The organism is Nonomuraea sp. bgisy101 (assembly GCF_057708945.1).
The window spans coordinates 13535-39476 of sequence record NZ_JBYITD010000027.1 but is presented as its reverse complement, the minus strand read 5'-3'; the positions used below and the strand labels follow the sequence as shown (position 1 = coordinate 39476).

Here is a 25942-nt window from a genome sequence, read left to right as displayed (position 1 = left end):
GAGTGACAGCGCTGTCACTCAAGCTAGGGGTACAACCCCCTCGAGCGCTAGAGCCAGATCCTCGATGAGCGTGTCGGCGGGTTCGAGACCCACCGACAGCCGCACCAGCCCGACGGGGACGCCCATGGTGGCGCGCACCGACTCCTCGATGGTCAGCGCGGGCGCGGCGACCAGGCTCTCGAACCCGCCCCACGACACCGCGATCCTGAAGACCTTGAGCCGGTCGAGGAAGGCGGCCACGACCTGCCGGTCGTCGCTGCCGAGCTCGAAGCCGAAGACGCTGGAGAAGCCCGCCATCTGCCGCGACGCCAGCCCGCGGTCGGGATGGGAGGCCAGCCCCGGATGGTGGACGACCCGCACGGCCTCGTGCGCGTCGAGGAAGGCGGCCACGGCCAGTCCGCGCTCCTGGTGGGCGGCCATCCGCACGGGCAGCGTGCGCAGCCCCTTGATCACCTTGGCCGCGTCGTGGGGCGACATGGCCGCTCCGTACAGCTGGTACTCCGTCAGCGCGATCGGCCTGATCAGCTCGGTCGAGCCGGCCACCACCCCGCCGACCAGGTCGCTGTGCCCTCCCACGTACTTCGACAGCGAGTGGATCACCAGGTCGACGCCCATGGTGAGCGGCTTCTGGAACAGCGGCGTGGACCAGGTGTTGTCCATCACCGACACCAGACCCTGTCCCGAGGCCCACGCGGCCACCTCGGCGATGTCCACCAGCCGGTAGCTCATATAGGACGGCGACTCGAAGTAGAGTACTCGCGTGTTCGATCTGATAGCGCTGTCAAGGCCGGTGAGGTCGCCGACATGTGTGTGCGTGACGCCGAACTTCTCCAGGTAGCGCAGGAACTGCGTGGTCGGCCCGTAGATGGAGCCGAGCACCAGCACGTGGTCGCCTGCCGACACCAGCGACGAGATGGTCGCCGAGATCGCGCCCATCCCCGAGCCGAAGCACTTGGCCCGCTCGGCCCGCTCCAGCGCGGCCAGCTTGCGCTGCGCCAGGTCGACGGTGGGGTTGGTGCCGCGCCAGTAGACGTAGCGCTCGTCCTCGTCCTTGATCGCCTCGGCGAGCTCGGCCGCCGTCTCGAAGGTGAACAGGGAGTTCTCGAAGATCGGAGGATTGACCGCGCCCAGCGCCCACGGTTCGTCCTCGCCCAGCCTGCCGCAGATCCAGTCATCGTTCATGGGGGGACCCTATGACAGCGCGCAAGCAGGTTCCCACCATGGCCGACGTGGCCAGGCACGCGGGGGTGAGCCTCAAGACCGTCTCCAGGGTGGTCAACCAGGAGCCGCACGTCAGCGCCGCGCTCCAGGTCAGGGTGCAGGAGGCCATCAACGCGCTCGGGTTCCGGCGCAACGAGGCGGCCAGCCGCCTGGCCAGGGGCGCGGCGATGCTCACGATCGGCCTGGTGATGGAGAACATATCCAACCAGTTCTACTCCCACCTGGCCGCGGCGGTGGAGAGCGCGGCGGCCGAGCACGAGGCACTGGTGGTCTTCGGCTCCTACGAGGAACGGCCCGAGCGGGAGCGGATGCTGGTCGAGTCGATGTTCGCGCGCGGCGTCGACTCCCTCATCCTGGTGCCCTCGGCCGACCGGCACGCCTGGCTCGGCGAGCTGCTGGCCGGCGGGCTGCGCGCGGTGTTCGTCGACCGGCTGCCGTCCGGCGTGCCCGAGTCCAGCGCGGTGCTGCTCGACGACTTCAAGGGCGGGCGCCTGGCCACCGAGCACCTGATGGCGCGAGGGCACCGGCGGATCGCGCTCATCTCCGACGACGATGCGCTCAGCTCGGTGCACGACAGGGCGCGCGGCTACCGCGAGGCGCTCGGCGTCGTGGACGAGACGCTGGTGACGCGCGGCGTGTTCGACCCGTGGCGGGCGGGGCGCGAGGTGGAAAGGCTGCTGGCGCTGCCCGACCCTCCCACGGCCTTCTTCGCCACCAACAACAGGGCGGCGATCGGCATCCTGCAGGCGCTGAGGGGCCGGCAGGACAAACCCGCCTTCGTGGGGTTCGACGACTTCGCGCTGGCCGACGTCTTCGACCCGGGGGTGACGGTGGTGCGCTACGACACGGCGCTGCTCGGCCGTACCGCCGTGGACCTGCTGTTGGGCGCGGGGCCGCCGCGGCAGGTCAGGGTGCCGGTCGAGCTGGTGGTGCGCGGGTCGGGCGAGCTGCCGGTCACGACGAGCGCGGACGCCAGTCGCCGCGGTCCAGGTTGAGCGTCTCGGGCGTGTGCAGGCGCACCATGGTGCGGGCCACTCCCGCGGGCACCCGATGCGGGGTCAGGAACGACGCGACGATCATCACGGCGAACGCGATCGGCACCGTCCACGCCGCGGGCTGGGCCAGCAGCGCCCCGACGAGCCCGCCGTACGGGCCGCCGGTGATCTGCGCCATCACCGCCGCGCACGCCAGGCCGCCGCCGACCAGCAGCCCCGCCAGCGCGCCCGCCGACGACAGCCTGCGCCACCAGATGCCGAGCACCAGCAAAGGGCAGAAGGAGGAGGCGGCCACGGCGAACGCCAGCCCGACCACGTCGGCGACCGGCAGCGCCCTGGCCCAGACCGCCAGGCCCAGCGGCACCGCCACGGCCATCAGCGTCGCCAGGCGGAAGGCGCGCACCGCGCCGCCGCCGAGCAGGTCCTGCGCGATCACGCCCGCCACCGACACCGTCAACCCCGAGGAGGTCGACAGGAACGCCGCGAACGCGCCCGCGGTCACCAGCGCCGTCAGGACGTCGCCGAGCGTGCCGCCGATCACCCGCGTGGGCAGCGTCAGGACCACCGCGTCCGTGCCGGCCAGGTCGGGGGTGTAGATCCTGCCCAGCCACCCGTAGAGCGCCGGCAGCAGGTAGAAGGCGCCCAGTAGGGACAGCACCACCAGCGTCGTACGGCGGGCCGCCCGCCCGTCCGGGTTGGTGTAGAAGCGCACCAGCACGTGCGGCAGCCCCATCGTGCCGAGGAAGGTCGCGAGGATCAGCGAGTAGGTGGAGTAGAGCCCGTACTCCTTCGTGCTGGCCAGCGGCAGCTGCCAGTGGACCGTGTCATGCTCCGACAGGCCGGGCGAACCGCCGGAGTGCCACGCCATGAGCAGGAACACCAGCGGAAGCGCGAGCGCGGTCAGCTTGAGCCAGTACTGGAACGCCTGGACGAAGGTGATCGACCGCATCCCGCCCGACAGCACGTTCACCGCCACGACCACCGCGACCAGCAGCCCGCCCACCCAGCCCGGCGCCCCGGTGATCGCGCGCAGCACGATGCCCGCGCTCTGGAACTGCGGCATCAGGTACAACCAGCCGATGAGCACCACCAGCACGCTGGCCGTCCTCCGCACTGCCATCGACTCCAGCCTGGACTCGGCGAAGTCCGGCAGCGTGTAGGCGCCCGAGCGGCGCAACGGCGCCGAGACCAGCACCAGCAGCACGAGGTAGCCGCCGGTCCAGCCGACGGGCAGCCACAGCATGTCGGCGCCGTGGGTGAGGATGAGGCCCGCGATGCCGAGGAAGGAGGCGGCCGACAGGTACTCTCCGCCGATGGCCGAGGCGTTCCACAGCGGGGTGACGGTGCGGGAGGCGACGTAGAAGTCGGAGGTGGTGCGCGACAGCCGCAGCCCGAACGCCCCGATCAGGATCGCCGCGACCATCACCAGGCCGATGGCCGCGAGGCTCACGCCGCCACCCCCGCCGCTCGCGCGAGCCAGGAACGATTCACTGGCGCTCGACCAGGTCTTCGAAGTGCCGCTCGTTGCGTTCGGCCTGCCGTACGTAGAGCCAGGCGCCCACGACGAACAGCGGGTAGATCAGCCCGGCCAGCATCGCCCACGGCAGCGGCACGCCCATCAGGTCGGCCGAGCGCAGGTCGGGCGCCAGCAGGAACAGCAGCGGCAGGCCCAGCACCACGCAGGCCAGCACCGTGCAGACGAACAGGGCCAGCCTGAACTGGGTGCGCAGCAGCGAGCGCATGTAGACCTCGCCCAGGCGCGTCTGCTCGTCGATCTCCCTGCTGGCCGGATAGCGCGGACGGCGCGCGGCGGCCGTGCGCGGGCTGGTGACGGTGACGCGGCCCTTCATCGTTTCGCCCTCCTCAGCAGCAGGTCACGCAGTTCGCGCGTGTGCCGGCGGCTGACCGGGATCTCGGTGTCGCCCACTCTGACCGTGCACCGGCCCGAGTCGATGTGCAGTTCCTCGATGTGCTTGACCGCCACCAGATGGCTGCGGTGCACGCGGACGAAACCCGAGGAGGCCCACCGCTCCTCCAGCGTGGCCAGCGGGATGCGCACCAGGTGGCTGCCGGTGGAGGTGTGCAGGCGCGCGTAGTCGCCCTGCGCCTCCACGTAGACGACGTCGGCGGTGGAGACGAAGCGGGTCACGCCGCCCAGCTCGACCGGGATCGTGTCGGACTCCGCGCTCTCGACCGGCACGTCGGCGGAGACGCACACCCGCCTGATCGCCTCCGCGAGCCGTTCGGGACGCACCGGCTTGAGCAGGTAGTCCTCGGCCTTGATCTCGAAGGCGTCGACCGCGTGCTCCTCGTAGGCGGTCACGAAGACCACCCGCGGCGGGTTGGCGAACTGCGACAGCAGCCTGCCCAGCACCACCCCGTCCAGCCCGCGCATCCTGATGTCGAGGAAGACCGCGTCGATCGGCCTGCCCTCGGCGATGGCCCTGTCGAGCAGCCGCAGCGCCGCCGCCCCGTCGCGGGCGGTGGCCACCTCGCCGATCCTGGGGTCGGCCCGCAGCAGGTACGACAGGTCCTCGAGCGCGGGAAGCTCATCGTCCACCGCCAGCACCCGCAGCCCGTTCACAGCTCTCCCTCCAATCATTTGAGAGTGATGAAACAGACATCAGGCGTCAAGCCTGTCACGACCCGGTCACATGCTCGCGAAATCGTCGAATGGTCCGCGGGACACCGCCTCGATCGGTTCCGCCGCCACGTCGAGAACCCGTACGGCGTGCCCTGCCCCGCGCGCGGTCGAGGGGCCGAGGCCGGAGGGCCTGCTCAGCGGGCCGAGACGCCGGGGTGGTACTTCGGGACCCTGATGTTGACCTTGGTGCCCGCGCCCTGGGCCGTCTCGACGACGAGGCCGTACTCGTCGCCGTAGACCTGGCGCAGCCGCTCGTCGACGTTGGCCAGGCCGACGCCGCTCTCGGCCGTGATGTCTCCCGCGAGGATGCGGCGCAGGCGGTCGGGGTCCATGCCGAGGCCGTCGTCCTCGACGCTGATGCGGCACTCGGCGCCGGCGTCCTCCGCGAGGATCGTGATGCGGCCGACGCCGTGCTTGGATTCGAGGCCGTGCCGTACGGCGTTCTCGACCAGGGGCTGCAGGCACAGGAAGGGCACGGCGACCGGGAGCACCTCGGGCGCGATGCGCAGCGTGACGCGCAGGTGGTCGCCGAAGCGGGCGCGCTCGAGGATGAGGTAGCGGTCGATGGAGCGCAGTTCCTCGGCCAGGGTGGTGAAGTCGCCGTGCCTGCGGAAGCTGTAGCGGGTGAAGTCGGCGAACTCCAGCAACAGCTCGCGGGCGCGTTCGGGGTCGGTGCGGACGAAGCTGGCGATGGTGGTGAGCGAGTTGTAGATGAAGTGCGGGGAGATCTGCGCGCGCAGGGCGCGCACCTCCGCCTCCATCAGCAGGGTGCGGCTGCGATCGAGCTCGGCGAGTTCGAGCTGGGAGTCGACCCAGCGGGCGACCTCCTGGGTGGCGCGGACCAGCCCCGCCGAGGTGTGCTCGCCGTAGGCGGCCAGCGAGCCGACCACCCTGTCGTCGGTGGTGAGCGGCACGACCACCGCGTGCCTGATCGGGCACTCCAGCAGGTCGCAGTCGAGGTGGAGCACCTGGGTGCGGCCGTCCTTGAGCGTCCCGGCCGCGTGGGCGAACGCCTCGGGCGCGTGGTGCTCGCCCGCGCCGTCGTAGACCAGCAGCCGCTCGCCGTCGGTGATCGCGATCGCCGGCGAGCCGAGCAGCTCGCGCAGGTGCCTGGACGCCTTCTGGGCGCCGTCCTCCGACAGTCCGGCGCGCAGCGGCGGCGCCGCCTGCGAGGCGGTGTGCAGCGTCTCGAAAGTGGCCCGCTCGGCGGGTCCCGAGCCGAGCTCGCGGCGCCCGCGCAGCACCCGCCACAGCACGAGCGCGGGGCCGCCCACGAGCAGGGCAAGGAGCACGACGACGACCACGGGTTCCACGGGCGGAGCCTACCTCTATGCTGCCGGTGTGGACGATCTCGCGCGTCGCTACGAGCTGTTCGGGCGGGTGGAGGCGACCGGCTACCGACCGTTGACCAAGGGGATCGCCGCAGATCCCGCTCTCCTGAAGTCGCTCGCCACCCTGCCGCCCGCCAAGCAGCAGCCCAATCTGCTGTTCGCCGCCGTCCGCTACCTGGGCGGCCCCACCACCTCCTATCCCGAGTTCTCCGCGTTCGTCAGGCGGAGCTGGCCCGCGGTGCGCGCGACCATGATGGCGCGCTCCACGCAGACCAACGAGGCCGCCAGGTGCGCGGCGTTGCTGCCCGCGCTCGGTCTGCTCGAAGGCCCGCTGGCGCTGATCGAGGTGGGCGCCTCGGCCGGGCTCTGCCTGTTTCCCGACCGGTACGGCTACCGCTACACCCGGCCGGACGGGGCCGAGCACGTGGTGGGGCCACGCGAGGGCGCCTTCAGGTGCGAGGTCACCGGCCCCGCGCCGCTGCCGGACAGGGTGCCCGAGGTGGTGTGGCGGGCCGGCGTCGACCTCAACCCGCTGAGCGTGCGCGACCCCGACGCGGTGGCCTGGCTGCGGGCGCTGGTCTGGCCGTGGCAGCCCGAACGGCTGGCGAATCTGGAGCGCGCGCTCGCCGTCGCGCGGCGGGAGCCGCCCCATCTGGTGCGCGGCGACCTCAACGACACGGTCGAGGAGCTCGTGGCGGCGGCGCCGGAGGAGGCCACGGTCGTCGTCTTCCACACCGCGGTCATGCCGTACCTGAGCGAGGCCGAGCGGGAGCGCTTCGCGGCGACCGTGCGCGGGCTGCCGTGCCGCTGGCTGGCCAACGAGGGGCCCGCGCGGATCCCGTGGGCGCGCCCGCCGTACCCGCCGCCGGCCGACCGCTACGTGATGGCGCTGGTCATGGACGACAGGCCACTGGCCTACGCCGGCCCGCACGGGCAGTCGCTCAGCTGGTTCGCCTGATGGCGGCGGCGTAGGACTCGGCCTCCTCGTCGGAGTCGTACCTGACGCGCGGCCAGAAGAAGCCGCGCAGCCCGTCCTTCCTGTTGCGCGGCACGATGTGGACGTGCAGGTGCGGGACGCTCTGGCTGACACGGTTGTTCACCGCCACGAACGTGCCCGCCGCCTCCAGTCCCTTCTCGACCGCGCCCGCCAGGTGCTGGACACGCTCGAAGAAGGGCCCCACGTCGGGCAGGTCGGTCAGCGTCTCCACGTGCTCGCGCGGCACGACCAGCAGGTGCCCCTTGAAGACGGGCCTGGCGTCGAGGAAGGAGACCGCCACCTCGTCGGAGGTGACGACGAAGGCGTCCCGCTCCCCCGCGACGATCTCGCAGAACAGACAGCTCACCAGCCGACCCTAACCGCTCCCTTCAGCAGCTCCCTCGCGATCACCATGCGCTGCACGTCGTTGGTGCCCTCGCCGATGGCCATCAGCGGCGCGTCGCGGTAGAGGCGCTCGAGGACGAACTCCTGCGAGTAGCCGTACCCGCCGTGCACCCGCATGGCCTCCATCGTCACCCGCAGCGCCACCTCGGAGGCGAAGTACTTGGCCATGGCGGCCTCCGCCTTGGCCGATCGGGAGGCGGCCCAGTAGGTCATCAGCCTGGCAGCCTGGATGTCGGTGGCCATGTCGGCGAGCTTGAGCTGGATGGCCTGGAAGTCGCCGATCGGCCTGCCGAACGCCTCGCGCTGCCTGGCGTAGGCGAGAGCGGCGTCGAAGGCGCACTGCGCGACACCGACCGCGCGGGCGGCGATGTTCACCCTGCCGAGCTCCAGCGCGGACAGGGCCTGCTGCATGCCGCGCCCCTCGACGCCGCCGAGCAGCCTGTCCTTGTGCACGCGCACGTCCTGCAGCGTGATCTCGCAGGTCTCGGTCCCCTTGTAGCCGAGCTTGGGCAGGTCACGGCTGACGGTGTAGCCGGGCGTGTCCGCCTCGACCAGCAGCATCGACATGCCCTTGTGCGCGGGCGTCTCCACCGACGTCTTCACCAGGACGGGCATCGGGTCGGCGTGGCGGGCGTTGGTGATCCACGTCTTCGCCCCGTTGATCACGTAGTGGTCGCCGTCACGGACCGCGCGGGTCGTGATCCCCTGCAGGTCGGTGCCCGCTCCGGGCTCGGTCAACGCGATCCCGGTACGGCGGGCGCCGCTGGCCAGGCCGGGCAGGTAGCGGTCCTTCTGCTCGGGCGTGCCGTACCGGTCGATCATCCACGCGGACAGCGAGTGGGAGCCGAGCACGCCCGCCACACCCATCCAGCCGCGCGCGATCTCCTCGAAGACCAGCGCGTAGGAGACGCGGTCGAGCTCGAGCCCCCCGTAGCGGGCGGGGATCGTCATGCCGAACAGGCCGAGCTCCTTGAATCGCTCGACGATCTCCGCCGGGTAGCGCCCTGAACGCTCCCATTCGGCGGCGACGGGCACGATCTCCTTGTCGACGAACTCTCGCAGGGTGGCGCGGAACAGCTGCTGGTCCTCGTCGAGTTCGAAGTCCATCACATCGGTCCGTTCTTCGCGGTCGGGAAGTAGCCCTTGTCGTGCGGCGCGTCCCGCTTGTAGACCATGACGGTCCGCCGCCATGACATGATCTCGTCGCCGTCCTGGTTGAGGCCGCGGGTCGCGCAGGTGACGATGCCCGCGTAGGGGCGCGACTTCGACTCGCGCTTGTCCAGCACCTTCGACTCGGCGTAGAGCGTGTCGCCGATGAAGACGGGGTGGGTGAGCCTGATCTCGTCCCACCCGAGATTCATCATGGCGGTCTGGCTGACGTCGATCACCGACAGGCCGAGCACGATCGCCACGGACAGGCCGGAGTTCACGATGATCTTCCCGGCCGGGGCGCCCGCGGCGAAGTGCGCGTTGAAGTGGTTCTGGTTGGTGTTCATCGTCAGGAGCGTGAACCAGGTGTTGTCCGCCTCACTGATCGTGCGGCCGAGCGGATGCTGGTAGACGTCGCCGACGACGAAGTCCTCGTAGTACCGGCCCAGGCCGGGTTGGTGCACCGTCACCTGGGCAATCTATGATTAGAACTTTCTTCGGTCAACGAACGTCGTCCAGCTCGACTGGTTGGGCGCGCTCCACTCGGTGGGCGCGCTCATCGGCCCGAAGAAGGCCTCCAGGTTGCCGGGCACCTCGCCGACCTTGGCGCCCCTGCAGTGGTAGACCAGCGCGCCGGGCCGCTGGGCCATCTCCATCCACGGCAGCCACGGCGAGACCCTGCACCACGACAGCGTGCTCGGCACCGAGGACGCCTCGCCTTCCAGGTCGGCGGCGGGGGCGAAGAACTGGAACAGCTCCATCGCCCGGTAGGTGTCGCTGAAGGAGTTGTCGGGGTAGTCGGCCACCTTCAGCGGCGAGGGATAGGCCAGCAGGATGTCGGTGTTGAACACGACCGTGCCGCCCAGTCTGGTGGTCGGCACGGTGAAGCCGCGCAGCCGCTGGTTGACGGGGTCGTTGTAGACGTGCTGGACGTCCACGGCCCGGCCGGTGAACGGGTTGTCCCACGTGTCGAGGGGGTCGCGCGAGGCGGGGTCGAGGTAGGCGGCCGCCTCCCTGGTCAGCAGCTCCCAGCCGCCGTCGCCCTCCACCGCCCGTGCCACGTTGACGCCCTCGAAGCCGAACAGGTGACGTGGTCCGTCATCGGGGAGGTAGGCGTAGACGTCGCCGGTCCACCAGGTCACCGTCTCCGCCCCGTCGGCGCTGGCCCGCACCCGCATGAACTCTCGGAGATCGCTCATGCGCGGCACCCTACTGCACGGTGATCTCGAAGATCACCTCTCCCCTGCCGGTGATTTCCACGCGCGTGCTGCCGGGGTGCTTGGCGTTGAAGACGAAGTAGGAGTGGCCGTCGGCGTGCTCCTCGCTGATGAAGGAGGCCACCTTGGCGTCGGGCACGCCCTTGAGGTCCCACTCACCGTCGGTGAGCGAGAGCGAGAACCGCTGTCCCTTGGTCACCAGGACCTCGGTGGTCGCGCCGGGCCCGCGTTCGACGATCTTGCCGAGGTCGCTGACCGCGCCACCGCCCGCGCACCCGGCCATGCCGGCTGCCAGGATCGCGGCCATCACCGCGCGACGCATCATTGCGGCAGCGTATCGGGCTCGTTCGCCTCCCCCTGAACCGGTCCTACCTCCGGCCGCGCCTCAGCAGCCTGCGGGCGACGAGCAGCGCGAGCGCGCCGGCGGCCGCGATCATCAGGCGCGGCCTGCGCTTGGCCTCGGCGCTGACCTTGCCGGCGGCGTCCCTGACCTGGTCGGGCACCTTGTCGGCGACGGCGGCGACCTTGTCCTTCGCCGCGCCCGCCATCCCGCTCGCCCTGCCCTTGACGTCGGCCTTGTTGACCATGGCTTCGACGGTGCCGCCCCGTTCCCTGCGCGTCTCGGTCATGTCCTTACCCATGTCGTCCTCCGCCCCGCCTGCCGTCCGGCTGCCCGTGCCCCCGGGACGGCCGGCGCCTGTCGTCCTCGTGTCCTGGTCGTCGCGCTCTTTCCTCGCCCGCGCGGCCGCCTCCGCCTCGGCCTTCTCATCGGGGATGGGAGGCTCGGGCACGAATTCCTCGTGCGGCGTGCGCGCCTCGGCGGCCGCCTCCGCGTTCTCGGCGGCGCCCGCCCTGGTCGGCGGGACGTTGATGGATTCGTGGTCGGTGGGGGTGCCCACCGTGGCCCGGCGCGCGCCCACGTCGCCCGCGTGCGCCTCGCTGAAGCCCGGATCGGTCTCGGTCATCGTCGTGCCCTCTCTTCCACCACGTCGATGTCGGTCTTGGCGCTCTCGATCTCCGCTTCGGGAATCGGGGGCGTCGCGTGATTGACCCGGTTTCTACCGATAAGACCAAGAATGGCGGCAAGCATGAGCAAAGCTCCGGCCACGATTGCGGCCGAGCTCCGACTGTCCGCGTAGTCGGCGGGCTCCAACCGGGCCGGTCGCGTCTGGCACCGCATGACCATGACGACTACCCGCACCGCGCGGGGGAAACCTCAGCGCTTGGCGGCCTTCAGCAGCGCGCCGAGAACGCCGAGCACCGGGGACTTCGGCACCTCGCACCAGGGGGCGGCAGGCGCGGGACGCTCGCACCACGGCTGGGGCGGGCGCGGCGTTTCGCACCATGAGCCGGGACGTTTCATGCTTCCTGTCTACCACCGATGAGATGTGTCAGCGCGGCCACTCCTCTGTAGGGGTCGGTACGGCCCGCGAGCTCCTCGCAGTCGATCAGCTCGTCGAGGTCGCCGGGCGGACAGGCCACGGCGGAGTCGGCGTCGGTGAAGACGCGCACGCCGTACCAGTGGGTGACCTCCAGGCCGCGCGCGGCGAGGGCGGCGGTGAGGTCGGCGCGGCGGTCGGCCCTCGCGCGCACGCCCAGCCTGTTGGTGTAGCCGTCGGCGGTGAAGGCCTCGCGGGCCGCGCGCCAGTCGCCCGCCAGGCCCGGACGCATGGCCAGCGCGTCGCCGTTGCGCACCAGAAGTGACAGGAATCCGCCCGGCCTGACCAGGCGCGCCAGGTCGGTGAGCAGCGGCCCGGGATCGTCGAGGTACATCAGCACGCCGTGGCAGAGCACCACGTCGAACGACGCGGGCTCGAACAGCGACGGCAGAGCGGCCAGGTCGGCGTGCACGGCCCTGATCCGCCCCTCCGGCAGCAGGTCGAGCAGGTCCCTCGATGCGTCGACGCCGGTGACGTCGTGGCCCCGTCCGGCCAGGCGCAGCGCCTGCGTGCCCTGGCCGCAGCCCGCATCGAGCACGGCGGCGCGCCCGGCGGGCAGGTGCCGTTCGAGCTGCCTGGTCACCAGTTCCTGGCGCACGACGTTGCGCAGGTTACCGAGATTGTCGCGCCATCTGTCCTCGGCGCCCTTGAACCCCACAGCCACCGACCCTAGCCCCAGCGAGAAACCACAGAGGAACCGAAGTGAAACTCGGCGCCACGACACTCGGTGCATCGCACGCCGATCCCACCGCTGAAAGGGATGTTCATGCACGTCGTCATATTGGCGGGCGGCAAGGGGGTGCGGCTGCGGCCGTACACCTCCGCGCTGCCCAAGCCGCTGGTGCCGATCGGAGAGGAGTACGCGATCCTCGACATCATCCTGCGCCAGCTCGCCGCGCAGGGGTTCACCAGCGTCACGCTGGCCGTCGGCCACCTGTCACCGCTGATCAGGGCCTTCGTCGGGGACGGCGCCAGGTGGGATCTCGCCGTCGACTACACCGAGGAGATCACGCCGCTGTCGACGATCGGACCGCTGTTCTCGATCAGGGATCGGCTGCCCGAGCACTTCCTCGTCATGAACGGCGACGTCCTGACCACGCTCAACTACGCCGACCTGCTGCGCCGGCACACCGACTCGGCGGCGCCGCTGACGGTGGCCACGGCCCCGCGCGTCGTCAAGATCGACTTCGGGGTGCTCGAGGCCGCGGGCGGGCACATCACGGGCTTCAGGGAGAAACCGCTGCTCAGCTACCTGGTCAGCATGGGTGTCTACGCCCTGTCGCGGGGCTGCATCGAGGATTACCCGGAAGGGATGTCCTTCGGTTTCGACGAGCTGGTGCTCGACCTGCTGGCGCACCGGCGCCCGCCCGCGGTCTTCGAGTTCGACGGCTACTGGCTCGACATCGGCAGGCCCGACGACTACGACGAGGCCAACGCCCGCTTCGAGGAGATCAGGCCGCTGCTGCTGCCGGAGCGGGAGCGGGCGCGGTGAGGGTGCTGCTGCTGGGCGCGTCGGGGTTCCTCGGCCGCCAGGTGCGCGCCCAGCTGGAGCGCGACCCCAGGGTCGGGGAGGTGGTCTGCGCGGGCAGGTCGCGGCTCGACCTGCTGACCGCCGACGTGCAGGCCGTCGCGGAGCTGCTCTCGTCCGTACGGCCCGGCGCGGTGCTCAGCTGCGTGGGCCGGATGGCGGGCGGGCCCGACGAGCTGCTGCGCGGTAACGCCGGCGTGGTGGCGATGCTCGTGGAGGCGATGGGCGCGGTGACGCCCTCGGCCCGGCTGGTACGGCTCGGCTCGGCGGCCGAGTACGGCCCCACGCCGTACGGCCGGTCCGTTCACGAGGACGACGAGGCACAGCCGGTCACCGCCTACGGCGTGAGCCACCTGGCGGGAACGGGCCTGATCACCTCGGGGGCGGTGGACGGCGTGTCACTGCGCGTCTTCAACCCGGTCGGACCCGGCCTCTCGCAGGCGAACGTCCTGGGACGGGCCGCGGCTCTGCTGCGCGAGGCGAAGGACGACATCACGCTCGGGCCGCTGGACGCGCTGCGCGACTTCGTGGACGTGCGCGACGTCGCGCGAGCCGTGGTGGCCGCGACGTTCGCGGACCTCGGAGAGGAGCGGGTGTTCAACGTGGGGTCGGGGCAGGCGGTGACCGTGCGCGAGGCCGTGGGGCTGCTGGCCCGCGCGATGGGCTACACCGGCGGCATCCACGAGGTCGCGGGCGGGTCCGACAGGTCGGGGGCGGCGCCGTGGAGCCGGGCCGACATCACGCGCGCCGAGAAGGTGCTCGACTGGCGTCCCGTCCACGGCCTGGCCGAGTCCGTCGCGGCCATGGCGGAGGAGGGGTGAGGCGGCTTGCCGCGACGTTCCTCCTGCTGCTGGTGACGACCGGCTGCGCGCCCGCCTCGGGCGCGCAGGGGCTGCTCAGGGTCTCCTCGTTCGCCTACGTGCTGACCGGCTATCCCGGCGGCAGGCTGGACACGGTCGCCGCGGCCCCGCACGACCTGGCCATCGTCGACCTGTCGCGCGACGCCACCGTTCCCGGATACTTCACCGCCGCCGAGATCGCCGCGGTGCGAGAGAGCGGGAAGAAGGTGCTGGCCTACTTCGAGATCGGCTCGGTGGAGGAGTTCAGGTCGGAGTACGCGGGCCTGCCCGCGGAACTGAAGCTGAACGTGTGGCCGGACTGGCCGGACGAGCATTTCGTCAGATATTGGGATCCGCGGTGGTGGGAGCGGGTCATCAGGCCGCGAGTCGACCAGGCAGTGAAGGCCGGCTTCGACGGGGTCTACCTCGACACGCCCCTGGCGTACGAGGAGATCGACCTGGCACGCGTGCCCGGCGAGACCCGCCACAGCCTCGGCAGGAAGATGACCGACCTGATCGTCCAGATCAGCTCCTACGCCAAGGCCGCCAAGCCCGGCTTCCTCATCGTGCCGCAGAACTCGCCCGAGCTGCGGCACCACAGCGGCTACACCGGTGCCATCGACGGCATCGGCATGGAGGAGCTGTTCTTCAGGGCGACGGACCAGGCGTGCGCCGCGGACTGGTGCGCGGAGAACCTCGCCGAGGCCGCCGCGCTGCGCGCCAGGGGCAAGGCCGTCCTGGCCACCGACTACGCCACCACCCCCGCGAACCGCCGTACCGCCTGCGCGGCCTATCGCAGGCACGGATTCGCGGGCGACGTCACCACGGTCGCACTGGACCTGGTGAGTTCCCCCTGCGAAGGAAAGGAGTGACGATGCCGAAGACCGTCGGCGTTGTCGGCATGGGATACGTGGGCCTGACGCTCACCGCGGCGTTGGCCCGCAAGGGTTTCGTCGTCCACGGCGTGGACGCCAACCCCGCCGTCGTCGAGGCCCTGTCCCACGGCCGCGTCCACGTGTTCGAGCCGGGCGTGCAGGAGATCTTCGCCGAGCAGCTCGGCACCCGGGTCCGCATCGGCTCGGCGTTGCCTGACGAGCCACTGGACGCGGTCATCCTGTGCGTCTCCACGCCCGTCGACCTCGGCACGGGCACGCCGCGTCTGGACAACCTGGCCGCCGCCGCGCAGGCGTGCGGGGAGCAGACCCTCGTGGTCGTGCGCTCCACGGTCCCGATCGGCACGAGCCGCGCCGTCGTGCTCCCCCGGCTGCGTCCCGGCACCCATCTGGTGATGGCACCCGAGCGGACCATCCAGGGGCAGGCGCTGCGCGAGCTCGTCGAGCTGCCCCAGGTGATCGGCGGGCTCGACCAGGCGGCCCTCGACGCGGGCATCGAGCTGTTCGAGGGCCTGGCCGACCAGATCGTCCCCGTCTCCAGCCTCGAAGCGGCCGAGATGGTCAAACTCGCCAACAACTGCCACACCGACCTCATCTACGCCTACGGCAACGAGCTCGCCCTCGTCGCCGAGCAGCACCGGCTCGACCCGCTGGAGGTCATCCGCGCGGCCAACCTCGACTATCCCCGCCCCGACCTGGCCAAGCCCGGCTACGTGGGTGGCGGCTGCCTCACCAAGGACCCCTACCTCATGCAGGCGAGCGCCACGACGTCCCTGGTCGGCCATGCGCGCGCGCTCAACGAGCGGCTGCCGTCCCACGTCGCCGAGCGTCTGGTCGCCATGATCCAGGAGGTCTTCGGCGAGACCGACGGCGTCACGCTGTCGGTGCTGGGGTGGGCCTACAAGGGCTGGCCCGCCACCGACGACATGCGCGGGACCCCCGTCGAGGACATGATGCCGATCTTCGACCGGGCCGGGCTGACCGTCCTCGGCCACGATCCGCTGGTCGCCGACGAGGTCATCGCCCGGTACGGCGGGCGGCCCGTCAGCCTCGACAAGGCCTTCGCCGAGGCCGACGCCATGCTGATCATCAACGACCACCCGGACTACCGGGGCATGGAGATCGGCGACACCCCTCTCAGAGTGCTGTTCGACTCCTGGCGCATTCTCGACGAGGACCGGCTCACCGGCCGCGGCATCCGCTACGCGGGGATCGGATACGCGCGATGAGAACCCTTCTGCTCGGCGGCGCCGGCTTCATCGGACTCCACCTCGCCAGGCGCCTGCAGGCCGACGGCCACGCCGTCACCATCGTGGACGACTTCTCCAGGGGCAGGCGCGACGCGAACCTGGAGGGGATGGCGCTGGACGTCCGCCACGCCGACCTCACCGACCCCCGGTCCTACTTGGAGCTGGAGCACGGCTGGGACCAGATCTACATGCTGGCCGCCGTCGTGGGCGTCCGCAACGTCGAGCGGGACCCCTCGCGGGTGCTGCGGGTCAACACCCTGGCGCTGATGCACCTGCTGGGCTGGATCGAACGGGACGCGCCGCTGTTCTTCGCCTCCACCAGCGAGGCGTACGCCGGCGGCGTCACCGCGGGCCTCGTCCCCGTGCCGACGCCGGAGAGCGTCCCGCTGGTGATCCAGGACGTGGCGTCGCCGCGCTTCTCCTACGCGATCAGCAAGCTGCACGGCGAGGCGGCGGTGCTGCACGGCGCGCACGCCGTCGTCGGCCGCTTCCACAACGTGTACGGGCCCAGGATGGGCACCGCCCACGTGATCCCGGAGCTCTCGCTGCGGGCCATGCGCGGAGAGAACCCGTTCACGCTGTACGGCGGCGAGCAGAGCCGCGCCTTCTGCTACGTCGACGACGCGGTCGAGGCGATGGTGCGGCTGATGGCGACCCCCGAGGCGTTCGGGCGGATCGTGCACATCGGCGACGACACGGAGGAGACCAACATCGCCGACCTGGCCAAGCTGGTTCTCCGCGTCGCGGGCGAGGACCCGCTCATCGACCCGGTTCCCGCTCCGGCCGGCTCGGTCGCCCGCCGCTGCCCCGACATCTCCCTGCTGCGGCGGCTGACGGGGTTCGAGCCCAGGATCGGCCTGGAGGAGGGCGTCCGGCGCACCTTCGACTGGTACAGGCAGGCCTCAGCTGTCCTGGAAGTCTGACGGCACCATCACCCGCACCCCGTTGGGCACCACGCGGAGCCTGATCGGGGTGCGCAGCCGTACCTCTCCGTCGACGTCGGCCGCCATCGGCGGGTCGGTCTCCAGGAGCATCTCGCGGCCCATCACGAACGGCCCGCCGGCGAGGCTGCGCCACCTGCCCGTGGTGGCGCGGGCCAGGGTCTCGCCGAGCAGCCGCAGTTTCTTGCCGGAGCCGAGCTGGTAGGCCACCAGCATGCCGTTGTCGATGCTGATGTCGCGGGCGACCTGCCAGCCGCCGTGGAAGCGCCCGTTGGCGATGTTGAGCTGGTCGGTGAGCAGCTCGTGGCGCTGGCCGTCGACGGTGAGGACGGCGCGGAAGGGCTTGTGCCCCGGAAGGATCGTCAGGGCGGTCAGCGGGTAGGCGGGCCGGCCGAGGATGCGCTTGAGCCACGGCTTGACCGTGTTCGCGACCTCCACCGACACGCCGAAGCTGGCCAGGTTGGCGAACGGCCTGTCCTCGGCCATGCCCAGGTCGATGTCGGCGACCTTGCCCGTGTCGAACACGCGGATGGCGCCGGCCAGGTCGAGGGGCAGGCCGAGGCTGCGGGCGAAGTTGTTGGTGGTGCCGAGCGGCAGCACGCCCAGGGCCACGTCGCGGTGGGCGACGTGGCGCACGGCCGACGAGAGCGTGCCGTCGCCCCCGCCGACGACGAGCAGGTCCGGCTTGGTCTCCAGCGCCCTGTCCAGGTGGGCGCGCAGCCGTTTGGGGTTGACGACGGAGTACTCCGCCAGGGGCTCGAAGCCCAGGGCGTGGATCTGGTCCAGCACCTCGAAGTAGTGGCGGCGGCCACGGCGGGAACGCGTGTTGATCACCACGGCGATCCTGCGGTCCCTGCGGATGGCCTCGGTGTGCTCGGCCTTGCTGCGGAGCTCGGTCATGGATGACATGGTAGGGCCGCCGGGGCCTTCACCTCGGCGGCCGGGTGATCACTTCTTGGGCGGGGTGACCCGGACGATCGCGCCCAGGTTGCCGGGAAGCGCGGTGACAAGGGCGAATCGGACGCCGAACGCGCGCTCGCCCGGGTCGCCGGTGCCGAGGACATGGCCGCCGGCGATCTCGGTGCCGTACAGCTCGGTGGCGGGGCCGCCGTCGGCGTCGACGACCCTGGTCGAGTAGGCGCCCTTGGCGGGGATGACGGCGGAGGCGTCGAAGTCGCGGTAGTCGAGCGAGCCTTCGACCAGGTCGAGGCCCGGATACCAGGTCCTGGCGTCGGTGAAGGCGGGCACACCCTTCTGCGCGGGATAGGAGGCGCAGTGTTCGGTGAACGGCTCGCCTTCGACGCACTCCCTGAACGGGTAGGTCCTGGCCGAGGAGAAGGCGGCGTTGGACGACTGGACGCGGCCGTCGAGGTTCTTGCGCACCCTCGGGTCGGCCGCGGCCGCCTTCCCCGTACGGCGCAGCGGCTCGTAGTGCGAGTCGACGAGCAGCAGCCCGCCCTTCACGCCGAGGCTCGGCCCGTCGAACAGGGTCGGGGCGAGCACGTTGTTGGCGTAGGTGGAGTCGCGCAGCCATATCAGCAGGCCGGGGGCGTTGTACTTCACCCGCTCGACCTTCCACGCGCCGTCGCGCAGGTAGCTGGTGTCGTAGGCGTGGGCCAGGCCCCGGTCGAAGCCGTCGAGGTTGCGCCATTCGGCCAGGTAGAAGCGCGAGATCCGGCGGGAGCCCGTGCTGACCGTCCAGCCCTGGCCGGCGGTGTTGGTGAAGGTGCCGCCGGTGGCGACCCATCCGTCCGCGCCCCGTTCCACGCCGTCGCTCCAGACGGTGACCGCGCCGCTGGTGAGGGCGAGGTCGTCGGCGAACCAGCCGCGCGCGGTGGTGCCCGCGTCGGTGTTGTAGGCGAGCCTCAGCCTGATCGTTTCGCCGGCGAACGGGCTGAGATCGACGTAGTCGCGCCGCCAGCCGTTGGTCGTGCCGGTGAGGCCGTAGCGCTTGCCGCCGTAGCCGTGCAGGGCCTTGTTGGGGTCCGTGTAGTCGTCGGGCGTACTGACCTCGCCGCCCGAAGCGGTGAACACCTTCTGCTGGGCCCAGCTCGCGCCGCCGTCGGTGGAGACCTCGACGAAGCCGTAGTCGTAGTCGGCCTCGATGTCGAAGTTGTTCCACATCCACAAGCGGGGCTCGGCTCCCGCGGGAACCTCGAGTTGCCTGGTGAGCTTGACGTCGGCCCACTCCTGGTCCATGCCCGACCACCACATCCGCCCGCCGCCGTGCGGGTCGAGCATCTTCAGCGGTTCACTCGGCAGGTCGACCCTGACCCCGTCCGCGGTCAGCCGCGGCGTACGCGAGGACTGCCCGATGGTGAGCAGGCGGCTGCCGTCGCCGGGGCCGAGGATCTCGGGGTCGGCCCAGCCGAGCACCCACTTGGCCCACAGGCCCATGTGCGACGGCATGGCCTGGTAGAGCGGGCCCGCGTGCGAGCCGGCCGCCATGAGGTCCCAGAAGTCGACGGCCGAGCTCGCCGCGCCGCTGGTGTCGTAGAGGTCGGGCAGGCCGAGGTCGTGTCCGTACTCGTGGGCGAACACGCCGACGCCCGCGTCCTCCGGCTGCACGATGTAGTTGGAGACCTTGAGGTTCGTGCCGGGAACGGGGTGGCCGCCCGCGACGGCGCCGGAGTGCGCCCATAACGCGTAGGCGCCCTGCGCGCCGCCGTCCGCCGACTTGTCCTTGCCTGCGTGCACGAGCACGAGATGGTCGATCACGCCGTCGGACTCGTCGAAGTCGCCGTCGCGGTCGGCGTCGCCGAGGTCCTCGATGTCGTAGTCGGACCACCTGAAGCGGGGCTGGGCGGCGGCCAGCGCGTTCACGGCGTCGACGGGCAGCTGCGCGTGACCGCGCGGGTTGCCGGGGTGCCCGGACATGTCCTGGTACGGCTTGCCGCAGGCGGCCGCGCCGTACCAGGCCTCGGAGTGCGGCACCGTGATCCATCCGGCGGCGGCGCCGGTGACGGAGTAGGCGCCCTTGGACATCTCCTCGTACATGTTGCGCATCGTCAGCCCCGACAGGTCCACGCCGCGGGCGGTGACGCCCTGCTTGGAGTAGAGGAGCCGGCTGTAGTGGGCGGGGCTGAAGTCGGGCACCCAGAAGCTGAAGTCGTCCCTGCGGGGCAGGGTCGCGGGGTCGGGGATGCGGTTGTGGCGAGGACCGTTCGCCTTCGTGCCCGGCGGCTCCTTGACGCAGTCGTCGGGCGCGCTTCTCGGCCCTGCGAGCCGTTCGAACCCGGAGAAGTCGTCGTCGGCCCGGTCGTTGAACTCGACCAGGATCGTCAGCAGCCTGGCGGTCTTCGTCGTGCGGGACTTCTTGAACAGCAGGTCGGCGGGGTTGCGGCCGATTCTGACGGCCTGGTTCTCCCTGGCGGCCAGGACTCGGGCGGTGACCGGGTTGCCGCTGCTGAACTTCCTGTCGTGCTCGCGGGCGGGGATCCTCGCGCGGGCGTTCCTGCCGGGAGCGGGCGGGTCGAGGGGTGTGAAGCCCTCGGCGGGCTGGACGTAGTTGATGTAGGAGTCGCCGGGGGCGGGCTCGTAGCGGGCGGCGCCGTCGGCCTGGCCCGGCGGCGGGCCGCCGGTGAGCAGAGCGAGCGCGGGCAGCACCGCTAAGAGGCGCTTCGTGCTGTGCACTACATTCCCTCTCTTCCCGGGATCTACCGGGCGAATGGCCACAGAGGTTCTGCAGTGCGGACGTTAAGCGCCTAACTGGAGATCGTTCCGAATGTCGCGGAAAGCGGTATGTCAGAAGAGCAGGAGGACGGCGACCACCACTCCGGCGATCGCGGCCCCGTAGCACAGGACCGCGATGATCGGGTCGAGCCTGGCGATGCCGAGGACCTCCTCGCTGGTGAACCTGATCCGGTGGGCGGCGTGGAACAGGCACAGCAGGACCACCGCGACCAGCGCCAGCCGTACAGCCAGGGGGTCGAGCAGCGCGGCGAGCTCGGCCTGCGCGGGCCAGTCGAGCACGCCGAGGGGCATGAGCACCCCGAACAGCAGCACCAGCACGGGCAGCAGCAGCGCGGCGACCACACCTCCTGCGCTGAACAGCAGCCACAGGTAGGGCTCGGGCGTGCGTCTCATCGCAGCACCACCCACGCCAGGACGGCGGAGACCAGCAGCCACGCGGTGTGGTTGCCGCCCTGGATCATGAAGTCGGGCACCCGCCAGCCGTCCAGCCTGACGACGGTCGCCTTCGGGGCCAGGTTGAGGAAGGTGACCGCGTGGAAGGTGGTGGCCGCCAGCGCCAGCACGTTGAGCGCGATCATCCACGGGCGTGCGGCCAGGACGGCGAACTCCTGGAGGGTGCCGCCGGTCACGGCCGCGATGAGCAGCAGCAGGTAGGCGATCGTCCAGGCGACGAAGACGCTGGTCAGCTCCCTGGCCACGAAGACCGCGTAGGCCCGCGAGCGCAGGAACCACACCCTGTCGCGGGGCGGCCGATAGGCTCCGGCGGTCATCTCCTGCTCCACGGCAGGACCGACCGCATGGCCGCGGTGACCTTGTAGCGCTGGATCGCCTCGGCGGGGTCGACGTGCTTGGGGCAGACACTGGTGCACTCGCCCACGAACGTGCAGCCCCACACCCCCTCGTCGCTGTTGAGCAGGTCGAGCCGGTCGCCCTGGTCGCGTGAGTCGAGGTTGTAGCGCTGGGCGAGCGCGATCGCGGCCGGGCCGAGGAAGTCGGGGTTGAGCACGTAGACGGGGCAGGCCGAGTAGCACAGCAGGCAGTTGATGCACATCGAGTACTGCTTGTAGGCCTCGAGCTGCTCGGGCGTCTGGGCGTACTCCGCCGTCAGCGGCAGCTCTTCGCCCTCTCTGATCAGCCACGGCCGCACGTGGGAGAGCTTGGCCAGGAAGTCGTCGATCTCCACGACGAGGTCGCGGATGACGGGGAAGCCCTTGAGCGGCTCGATCCTGACCGGCCCCCTGCCGAACTCGGACAGGAAGGTACCGCAGGTCAGTCTGGGCTTGCCGTTGACGTTCATGCCGCAGGACCCGCACACGCCCATCCGGCACGACCACCGGAACGACAGCGTGCCGTCCAGCTGGTCCTTGACGTAGTTGAGCCCGTCGAGGATCGCCCAGTCCTCACTCATCGGCACGTCGAAGGACTCGAAGACCGGCTCGGTGTCCTGCTCGGGGCGGTAGCGACTGATCTCCAGCCTGATCGTCTCCGTGCCGTGCCCGTCGGCCGCCGCCTTCCTCCGCGCCGCCCGCTCGCTCTCCTTGGTGCTCATCGGCCTCCCATCCGCATCGCCGCTTCCACCGCCCGCTTCTCAGTCACGGCCGTACACCCTCTCGCCGGGGGGCCACCGGGTAAGGGTGACGGGCAGCAGGCCCACCGAGGGGACACCGGACGGGGCGCGGTGGACCAGCGAGTGGGCCAGGAACCCCGCGTCGTCGCGGGCCGGGAAGTCGAGTCGCTGGTGCGCGCCCCTGGACTCGGTCCTGTTCAGCGCGCACGCCACGACGGTCTCCGCGACGTCCAGCATCGCGTGCAGCTCGATCAGCGAGATCAGCTCGGTGTTGAACGTCGCGCTGTGGTCGTCCACCCGCGCGTCCACCGCGCGCTCCCGCAGCGACGCCAGCGTCTCCACGGCCTTGGCGAGCGGGTCGCCTGTCCGGTAGATGCCCGCCGCCCCCTCCAGCGTCTGCTGCATCTCCTCGCGCAGGTCCGCGATCCTCGGCCCGGTGCCGCGGCCGTCGTCGAGCACGCGCCGCAGCCGTCGCCGCTCGTCCTCCCCCTGGCTGCGCACGGCGGACGCCTGCCCGCCCTGGTGCGACCTGGCGAACCCCGCGGCCGCCGCGCCCGCTCGCGCGCCGAAGACGAGGATCTCGGGCAGCGAGTTGGAGCCGAGCCTGTTGGCCCCGTTGATGCTCACGCACGCCGTCTCTCCCGCGGCGTACAGACCCGCGATCGGCGTCGCGCCATCGAGGTCGGTGTGGACGCCGCCCATCATGTAGTGCACGACGGGCCTGACCGGGATCAGATCGGTGGCCGGGTCGAGGTTCTGGTAGCTCCTGCACAGCTCCCTGACGAACGGGATCCGCATGTCGATCTTCGCCTCGCCGAGGTGGCGCAGGTCGAGGTAGACGACGGGCCCGTAGGGGGTCTCGACCGTGCGGCCCTTGTTCTGCTCGGCGACGAAGGCCTGCGACAGGCGGTCGCGGGGGCCGAGCTCCATGCTGCGCAGTTTGGGCGTGTCCGTGGGCTGACCGAGGTCGTAGTCCTGCAGGTAGCGGTAGCCGTCCTTGTTGATCAGCCAGCCGCCCTCCGCGCGGGCCGCCTCCGTGATGAGGATGCCGGTGAACGGCAGTCCCGTCGGGTGGTACTGGACGAACTCCATGTCCTTCAGCGGCGCGCCGGCCCGGTAGGCCAGGGACATGCCGTCGCCCGTCTTGATCGCCGCGTTGGTGGTGAAAGGGAAGACGCGCCCGCAGCCGCCGGTGGCCAGGATGACGGTCCTCGCCGCGATGGCCTCGACCCTGCCCGTCCTGATCTCGATGGCGACGACGCCGTGGACACGCCCGTCGTCGACGATGAGCTGGGTGACGTACCACTCGTCGTACCGGATGATCTCCTGATACTTCAGCGTGGTCTGGAACAGGGTGTGGAGCAGGTGGAAGCCGGTCTTGTCGGCGGCGTACCAGGTGCGCATGCGTTTCATGCCGCCGAACGGCCTGACGGCGACCCGCCCGTCGCTCTCCCTGCTCCACGGGCAGCCCCAGTGCTCCAGGCGGATCAGCTCGCGCGGCGCCTCGGCGACGAACGCCTCCACCGCGTCCTGGTCGCACAGCCAGTCGCCGCCCGAGATCGTGTCGTAGGCGTGCTCGTCGAGGGTGTCGCCGACCCCGATGACCGCTGCGGCGCCGCCTTCGGCCGAGACCGTGTGGCTGCGCATGGGATAGACCTTCGACACGACCGCCACCGTCAGCGAGGGGTCGGTCTCCGCGACCGCGATCGCCGCCCGCAGGCCCGCCCCTCCGCCCCCGACAATGAGCACGTCGATCATGTCTCAGCTCCCGTGGTCGGGCTGGTCCTGTTCCCTGACGCGTTTGCCGTCGTGGCGCACGGCGCTCAGGTGGATGCTGCCGTCGTGGTACTCGTGGCGGATCCTGCGGCACCCGCAGTCGAAGTACTGGTCTCTGATCAGCAGCCCGTAGCCGTCGTCGTCGACCAGCCGCTCACCGCCGGACGTCCTGCCGCAGGGCGCGGTCTCCGGGCTGAAGGGAGTACGTGAACCTGTCATCGCCGATCTCCCTAGATTGGCGAAACGTCGCTTTCCACGTAAGCACCGGGCCGGGGTTTGGGAAAGCCCCGATCTGGTGCGGCGTGGTACCTCATGTCTGGGCGCCGGGCCCGCCTTCCCTCGGCGCCTCGTGGCCCTCCTCTGCGTGTGCCCGGTCTGCCGGGATGTGGTCCTTCTCGAGCCGTGCGGGCTCCGGCTCGTCGACCAGGCCGGCCTGCACGGCGAGGCGCGGGTAGTGCAGGTCGAAGGCCGGCCGCTCGGAGCGGATCTGCGGGATGCGGACGAAATTGTGGCGGGGCGGAGGGCAGGAGGTCGCCCATTCGAGAGAACCGCCGTAGCCCCACGGGTCGTCGACCGTCACCTTGGGCGCCGTGCGCGCCGTCTTCCAGATGTTGTAGAGGAACGGCAGCGTGGACAACCCGAGCAGGAACGCGCCCACCGACGAGATGAGGTTCAGGGTGGTGAAGCCGTCGGCGGGGCTGTAGTCGGCGTAGCGCCGGGGGAAGCCCACCATGCCGAGCCAGTGCTGGATCAGGAACGTGGTGTGGAAGCCGACGAACAGCGACCAGAAGTGCACCTTGCCGAGCCGGTCGTCGAGCATCCGCCCGGTCATCTTCGGCCACCAGAAGTAGAACCCCGAGAACATCGCGAACACGACCGTGCCGAACACCACGTAGTGGAAGTGCGCGACGACGAAGTAGGTGTCGCTGATGTGGAAGTCCAGCGCCGGGGAGGCCAGGATGACCCCGGTCAGCCCGCCGAGCAGGAACGTCAGGAGGAAGCCGACGGCGAACAGCATGGGCGTCTCGAAGCTCAGGTGCCCCCGCCACATGGTGCCGATCCAGTTGAAGAACTTGACGCCGGTGGGCACGGCGATGAGGAAGGTCATGAACGAGAAGAACGGCAGCAGCACCTGGCCGGTCGGGAACATGTGGTGGGCCCACACCGTCATCGACAGCCCGGCGATGGTGATCGTGGCCCCGACCAGGCCGATGTAGCCGAAGATGGGCTTGCGGCTGAAGACGGGGATGACCTCGGTGATGATGCCGAAGAACGGCAGCGCGATGATGTAGACCTCGGGGTGGCCGAAGAACCAGAACAGGTGCTGCCACAGCAGCGCCCCGCCCGTCGCCGGGTCGAAGACGTGGGTGCCGAGCTTGCGGTCGGACTCCAGCACCAGCAGCGCGGCGGCCAGCACGGGGAAGGCCATCAGCACGAGCATGCTGGTCAGAAGCGTGTTCCAGGTGAACAGCGGCATCCTGAACATCGTCATGCCGGGGGCGCGCATGCCGATGATCGTGCTGATGAAGTTGACCGAACCGAGGATGGTGCCGAGCCCCGACAGCGCCAGTCCCATGATCCACAGGTCGCCGCCGACGCTCGGCGAGTACGTCCCGGCCGACAGCGGCGTGTAGGCGAACCAGCCGAAGTCGGCCGCGCCGCCCGGGGTGACGAATCCGGCGAGCACGATGATGCCGCCGAACAGGAACAGCCAGTACGCCACCGCGTTCAGCCGTGGGAAGGCGACGTCGGGGGCGCCGATCTGGAGCGGCATGATGACGTTGGCGAACCCGGCGAACAGCGGGGTGGCGAAGAGCAGCAGCATGATCGTGCCGTGCATGGTGAACAGGGCGTTGTACTGCTGCTGGGTCACGAACTCCATGCCGGGCTGGGCGAGCTCGGCTCGGATGATCATGGCCATCACGCCCGCGATGAGGAAGAAGACGAACGAGGTGATCAGGTACAGGTAGCCGATGACCTTGTGGTCGGTCGTCGACAGCCACGAGACGATGACGGTTCCCGTGCGGCGACGTCTGACCTGCTGCATCGAGGTCTCGCGAACGGTCGTCACGGCTGCT

The 25942-nt window shown here is 70.6% G+C and carries 29 protein-coding genes; 7 read left to right on the top strand and 22 right to left on the bottom strand.

Going from position 1 to position 25942, the window contains the following annotated elements:
* Nucleotides 1-18 precede the first annotated feature (18 nt).
* On the bottom strand, nt 19-1182 hold the full coding sequence (locus tag AC3EO4_RS39060; RefSeq protein WP_379574319.1) for a trans-sulfuration enzyme family protein: 1164 nt from the start codon (nt 1180-1182) through the stop codon (nt 19-21).
* Nucleotides 1183-1193: 11 nt separating this feature from the next.
* Between AC3EO4_RS39060 and AC3EO4_RS39055 the strand changes: the two genes are divergently transcribed.
* On the top strand, nt 1194-2216 hold the full coding sequence (locus AC3EO4_RS39055; protein WP_379574318.1) for a LacI family DNA-binding transcriptional regulator: 1023 nt from the start codon (nt 1194-1196) through the stop codon (nt 2214-2216).
* Here AC3EO4_RS39055 and AC3EO4_RS39050 read toward each other — a convergent pair.
* The 4 genes from AC3EO4_RS39050 to AC3EO4_RS39035 form a co-directional block, all read right to left on the bottom strand.
* Nucleotides 2176-3666 (bottom strand): sodium/solute symporter, encoded by a 1491-nt coding sequence (locus AC3EO4_RS39050; RefSeq protein ID WP_431900470.1) that lies wholly within the window; start codon nt 3664-3666, stop codon nt 2176-2178. The two genes, AC3EO4_RS39055 and AC3EO4_RS39050, sit on opposite strands and share 41 nt — an antisense overlap.
* 37 nt (nt 3667-3703) lie before the next feature.
* On the bottom strand, nt 3704-4066 hold the full coding sequence (locus AC3EO4_RS39045; protein WP_379574316.1) for a hypothetical protein: 363 nt from the start codon (nt 4064-4066) through the stop codon (nt 3704-3706).
* Entirely contained in the window at nt 4063-4800 is a 738-nt protein-coding gene (locus AC3EO4_RS39040; RefSeq protein ID WP_379574315.1) for a LytR/AlgR family response regulator transcription factor, read from the bottom strand. Before AC3EO4_RS39040 ends, AC3EO4_RS39045 begins: the two co-directional genes overlap by 4 nt.
* Before the next feature lie 194 nt (nt 4801-4994).
* Nucleotides 4995-6173, bottom strand: a complete 1179-nt coding sequence (locus tag AC3EO4_RS39035) for a sensor histidine kinase (RefSeq protein WP_379574314.1) — start codon at nt 6171-6173, stop codon at nt 4995-4997.
* 28 nt (nt 6174-6201) lie between these two features.
* Between AC3EO4_RS39035 and AC3EO4_RS39030 the strand changes: the two genes are divergently transcribed.
* Nucleotides 6202-7149 (top strand): DUF2332 domain-containing protein, encoded by a 948-nt coding sequence (locus AC3EO4_RS39030; RefSeq protein ID WP_431900469.1) that lies wholly within the window; start codon nt 6202-6204, stop codon nt 7147-7149.
* Here AC3EO4_RS39030 and AC3EO4_RS39025 read toward each other — a convergent pair.
* Genes AC3EO4_RS39025 through AC3EO4_RS38985 form a run of 9 tightly spaced genes read right to left on the bottom strand, consistent with a single transcriptional unit; the run spans nt 7133 to nt 12035 of the window.
* The gene (locus tag AC3EO4_RS39025; RefSeq protein WP_379574312.1) at nt 7133-7534 is read right to left on the bottom strand and encodes an HIT family protein; all 402 of its coding nucleotides are present in this window, start codon (nt 7532-7534) and stop codon (nt 7133-7135) included. The two genes, AC3EO4_RS39030 and AC3EO4_RS39025, sit on opposite strands and share 17 nt — an antisense overlap.
* Entirely contained in the window at nt 7531-8679 is a 1149-nt protein-coding gene (locus tag AC3EO4_RS39020; protein ID WP_431900467.1) for an acyl-CoA dehydrogenase family protein, read from the bottom strand. Before AC3EO4_RS39020 ends, AC3EO4_RS39025 begins: the two co-directional genes overlap by 4 nt.
* The gene (locus AC3EO4_RS39015) at nt 8679-9191 is read right to left on the bottom strand and encodes a MaoC family dehydratase (protein WP_379574309.1); all 513 of its coding nucleotides are present in this window, start codon (nt 9189-9191) and stop codon (nt 8679-8681) included. The genes AC3EO4_RS39020 and AC3EO4_RS39015 overlap by 1 nt, the downstream gene beginning before the upstream one ends.
* Before the next feature lie 15 nt (nt 9192-9206).
* The gene (locus tag AC3EO4_RS39010; protein WP_379574308.1) at nt 9207-9920 is read right to left on the bottom strand and encodes a DUF1838 family protein; all 714 of its coding nucleotides are present in this window, start codon (nt 9918-9920) and stop codon (nt 9207-9209) included.
* Between the two features lie 10 nt (nt 9921-9930).
* Nucleotides 9931-10263, bottom strand: coding sequence for a hypothetical protein (locus AC3EO4_RS39005; protein WP_379574307.1), 333 nt, complete (start codon nt 10261-10263; stop codon nt 9931-9933).
* 43 nt (nt 10264-10306) lie between these two features.
* Nucleotides 10307-10903 (bottom strand): hypothetical protein, encoded by a 597-nt coding sequence (locus AC3EO4_RS39000; RefSeq protein WP_431900465.1) that lies wholly within the window; start codon nt 10901-10903, stop codon nt 10307-10309.
* On the bottom strand, nt 10900-11118 hold the full coding sequence (locus AC3EO4_RS38995; protein ID WP_379574571.1) for a phage holin family protein: 219 nt from the start codon (nt 11116-11118) through the stop codon (nt 10900-10902). The genes AC3EO4_RS39000 and AC3EO4_RS38995 overlap by 4 nt, the downstream gene beginning before the upstream one ends.
* 36 nt (nt 11119-11154) lie before the next feature.
* The gene (locus tag AC3EO4_RS38990) at nt 11155-11301 is read right to left on the bottom strand and encodes a hypothetical protein (RefSeq protein WP_379574305.1); all 147 of its coding nucleotides are present in this window, start codon (nt 11299-11301) and stop codon (nt 11155-11157) included.
* Nucleotides 11298-12035 (bottom strand): class I SAM-dependent methyltransferase, encoded by a 738-nt coding sequence (locus AC3EO4_RS38985; protein WP_431900463.1) that lies wholly within the window; start codon nt 12033-12035, stop codon nt 11298-11300. The genes AC3EO4_RS38990 and AC3EO4_RS38985 overlap by 4 nt, the downstream gene beginning before the upstream one ends.
* Nucleotides 12036-12143: 108 nt before the next feature.
* Here AC3EO4_RS38985 and AC3EO4_RS38980 point away from each other — a divergent pair, with 108 nt between their 5' ends.
* The 5 genes from AC3EO4_RS38980 to AC3EO4_RS38960 are packed head-to-tail and all read left to right on the top strand — an operon-like array spanning nt 12144 to nt 16810.
* The gene (locus AC3EO4_RS38980) at nt 12144-12869 is read left to right on the top strand and encodes a sugar phosphate nucleotidyltransferase (protein ID WP_379574303.1); all 726 of its coding nucleotides are present in this window, start codon (nt 12144-12146) and stop codon (nt 12867-12869) included.
* Nucleotides 12866-13726: an NAD-dependent epimerase/dehydratase family protein gene (locus AC3EO4_RS38975; RefSeq protein WP_431900461.1), complete on the top strand. Its 861-nt coding sequence runs from the start codon at nt 12866-12868 to the stop codon at nt 13724-13726. Before AC3EO4_RS38980 ends, AC3EO4_RS38975 begins: the two co-directional genes overlap by 4 nt.
* Nucleotides 13723-14616 carry a glycoside hydrolase family 191 protein gene (locus AC3EO4_RS38970; RefSeq protein ID WP_379574301.1) on the top strand — a complete coding sequence of 298 codons (894 nt, stop codon included), beginning with the start codon at nt 13723-13725 and terminating at the stop codon, nt 14614-14616. The genes AC3EO4_RS38975 and AC3EO4_RS38970 overlap by 4 nt, the downstream gene beginning before the upstream one ends.
* Nucleotides 14617-14618: 2 nt before the next feature.
* Complete coding sequence (locus AC3EO4_RS38965; RefSeq protein WP_379574300.1) at nt 14619-15866, top strand: nucleotide sugar dehydrogenase; 1248 nt, start codon at nt 14619-14621, stop codon at nt 15864-15866.
* On the top strand, nt 15863-16810 hold the full coding sequence (locus AC3EO4_RS38960) for an NAD-dependent epimerase/dehydratase family protein (protein ID WP_431900459.1): 948 nt from the start codon (nt 15863-15865) through the stop codon (nt 16808-16810). The genes AC3EO4_RS38965 and AC3EO4_RS38960 overlap by 4 nt, the downstream gene beginning before the upstream one ends.
* On the opposite strand, the gene AC3EO4_RS38955 is transcribed toward AC3EO4_RS38960, so the two are convergent.
* The 8 genes from AC3EO4_RS38955 to ctaD form a co-directional block, all read right to left on the bottom strand.
* The gene (locus tag AC3EO4_RS38955) at nt 16790-17728 is read right to left on the bottom strand and encodes a diacylglycerol/lipid kinase family protein (RefSeq protein WP_379574298.1); all 939 of its coding nucleotides are present in this window, start codon (nt 17726-17728) and stop codon (nt 16790-16792) included. The two genes, AC3EO4_RS38960 and AC3EO4_RS38955, sit on opposite strands and share 21 nt — an antisense overlap.
* Nucleotides 17729-17776: 48 nt before the next feature.
* The gene (locus AC3EO4_RS38950; protein WP_431900458.1) at nt 17777-20461 is read right to left on the bottom strand and encodes an immune inhibitor A domain-containing protein; all 2685 of its coding nucleotides are present in this window, start codon (nt 20459-20461) and stop codon (nt 17777-17779) included.
* A 111-nt stretch (nt 20462-20572) separates the two neighbouring features.
* Nucleotides 20573-20914 (bottom strand): fumarate reductase subunit FrdD, encoded by a 342-nt coding sequence (frdD, locus tag AC3EO4_RS38945; protein ID WP_379574296.1) that lies wholly within the window; start codon nt 20912-20914, stop codon nt 20573-20575.
* The gene (locus AC3EO4_RS38940; protein ID WP_379574295.1) at nt 20911-21291 is read right to left on the bottom strand and encodes a hypothetical protein; all 381 of its coding nucleotides are present in this window, start codon (nt 21289-21291) and stop codon (nt 20911-20913) included. Before AC3EO4_RS38940 ends, frdD begins: the two co-directional genes overlap by 4 nt.
* On the bottom strand, nt 21288-22070 hold the full coding sequence (sdhB, locus tag AC3EO4_RS38935) for a succinate dehydrogenase iron-sulfur subunit (protein ID WP_379574294.1): 783 nt from the start codon (nt 22068-22070) through the stop codon (nt 21288-21290). Before sdhB ends, AC3EO4_RS38940 begins: the two co-directional genes overlap by 4 nt.
* 39 nt (nt 22071-22109) lie before the next feature.
* Complete coding sequence (frdA, locus tag AC3EO4_RS38930) at nt 22110-23846, bottom strand: fumarate reductase (quinol) flavoprotein subunit (protein ID WP_431900457.1); 1737 nt, start codon at nt 23844-23846, stop codon at nt 22110-22112.
* Between the two features lie 3 nt (nt 23847-23849).
* Nucleotides 23850-24083: a hypothetical protein gene (locus AC3EO4_RS38925; protein ID WP_379574292.1), complete on the bottom strand. Its 234-nt coding sequence runs from the start codon at nt 24081-24083 to the stop codon at nt 23850-23852.
* A 91-nt stretch (nt 24084-24174) separates the two neighbouring features.
* Nucleotides 24175-25911 (bottom strand): aa3-type cytochrome oxidase subunit I, encoded by a 1737-nt coding sequence (gene ctaD, locus AC3EO4_RS38920; RefSeq protein ID WP_379574569.1) that lies wholly within the window; start codon nt 25909-25911, stop codon nt 24175-24177.
* Nucleotides 25912-25942 lie beyond the last annotated feature (31 nt).

Excerpts from the sequence above, each read along its gene's own strand:
- AC3EO4_RS39060 (WP_379574319.1), bottom strand. The coding sequence starts at position 1,182 with ATGAACGATGACTGGATCTGCGGCAGGCTGGGCGAGGACGAACCGTGG.
- AC3EO4_RS39055 (WP_379574318.1), top strand. The coding sequence starts at position 1,194 with ATGACAGCGCGCAAGCAGGTTCCCACCATGGCCGACGTGGCCAGGCAC.
- AC3EO4_RS39045 (WP_379574316.1), bottom strand. The coding sequence starts at position 4,066 with ATGAAGGGCCGCGTCACCGTCACCAGCCCGCGCACGGCCGCCGCGCGC.
- AC3EO4_RS39020 (WP_431900467.1), bottom strand. The coding sequence starts at position 8,679 with ATGGACTTCGAACTCGACGAGGACCAGCAGCTGTTCCGCGCCACCCTG.
- AC3EO4_RS39010 (WP_379574308.1), bottom strand. The coding sequence starts at position 9,920 with ATGAGCGATCTCCGAGAGTTCATGCGGGTGCGGGCCAGCGCCGACGGG.
- AC3EO4_RS39005 (WP_379574307.1), bottom strand. The coding sequence starts at position 10,263 with ATGATGCGTCGCGCGGTGATGGCCGCGATCCTGGCAGCCGGCATGGCC.
- AC3EO4_RS39000 (WP_431900465.1), bottom strand. The coding sequence starts at position 10,903 with ATGACCGAGACCGATCCGGGCTTCAGCGAGGCGCACGCGGGCGACGTG.
- AC3EO4_RS38995 (WP_379574571.1), bottom strand. The coding sequence starts at position 11,118 with ATGCGGTGCCAGACGCGACCGGCCCGGTTGGAGCCCGCCGACTACGCG.
- AC3EO4_RS38990 (WP_379574305.1), bottom strand. The coding sequence starts at position 11,301 with ATGAAACGTCCCGGCTCATGGTGCGAAACGCCGCGCCCGCCCCAGCCG.
- AC3EO4_RS38980 (WP_379574303.1), top strand. The coding sequence starts at position 12,144 with ATGCACGTCGTCATATTGGCGGGCGGCAAGGGGGTGCGGCTGCGGCCG.
- AC3EO4_RS38965 (WP_379574300.1), top strand. The coding sequence starts at position 14,619 with ATGCCGAAGACCGTCGGCGTTGTCGGCATGGGATACGTGGGCCTGACG.
- AC3EO4_RS38960 (WP_431900459.1), top strand. The coding sequence starts at position 15,863 with ATGAGAACCCTTCTGCTCGGCGGCGCCGGCTTCATCGGACTCCACCTC.
- AC3EO4_RS38955 (WP_379574298.1), bottom strand. The coding sequence starts at position 17,728 with ATGACCGAGCTCCGCAGCAAGGCCGAGCACACCGAGGCCATCCGCAGG.
- frdD (WP_379574296.1), bottom strand. The coding sequence starts at position 20,914 with ATGAGACGCACGCCCGAGCCCTACCTGTGGCTGCTGTTCAGCGCAGGA.
- AC3EO4_RS38940 (WP_379574295.1), bottom strand. The coding sequence starts at position 21,291 with ATGACCGCCGGAGCCTATCGGCCGCCCCGCGACAGGGTGTGGTTCCTG.
- sdhB (WP_379574294.1), bottom strand. The coding sequence starts at position 22,070 with ATGAGCACCAAGGAGAGCGAGCGGGCGGCGCGGAGGAAGGCGGCGGCC.
- frdA (WP_431900457.1), bottom strand. The coding sequence starts at position 23,846 with ATGATCGACGTGCTCATTGTCGGGGGCGGAGGGGCGGGCCTGCGGGCG.
- AC3EO4_RS38925 (WP_379574292.1), bottom strand. The coding sequence starts at position 24,083 with ATGACAGGTTCACGTACTCCCTTCAGCCCGGAGACCGCGCCCTGCGGC.
- ctaD (WP_379574569.1), bottom strand. The coding sequence starts at position 25,911 with ATGCAGCAGGTCAGACGTCGCCGCACGGGAACCGTCATCGTCTCGTGG.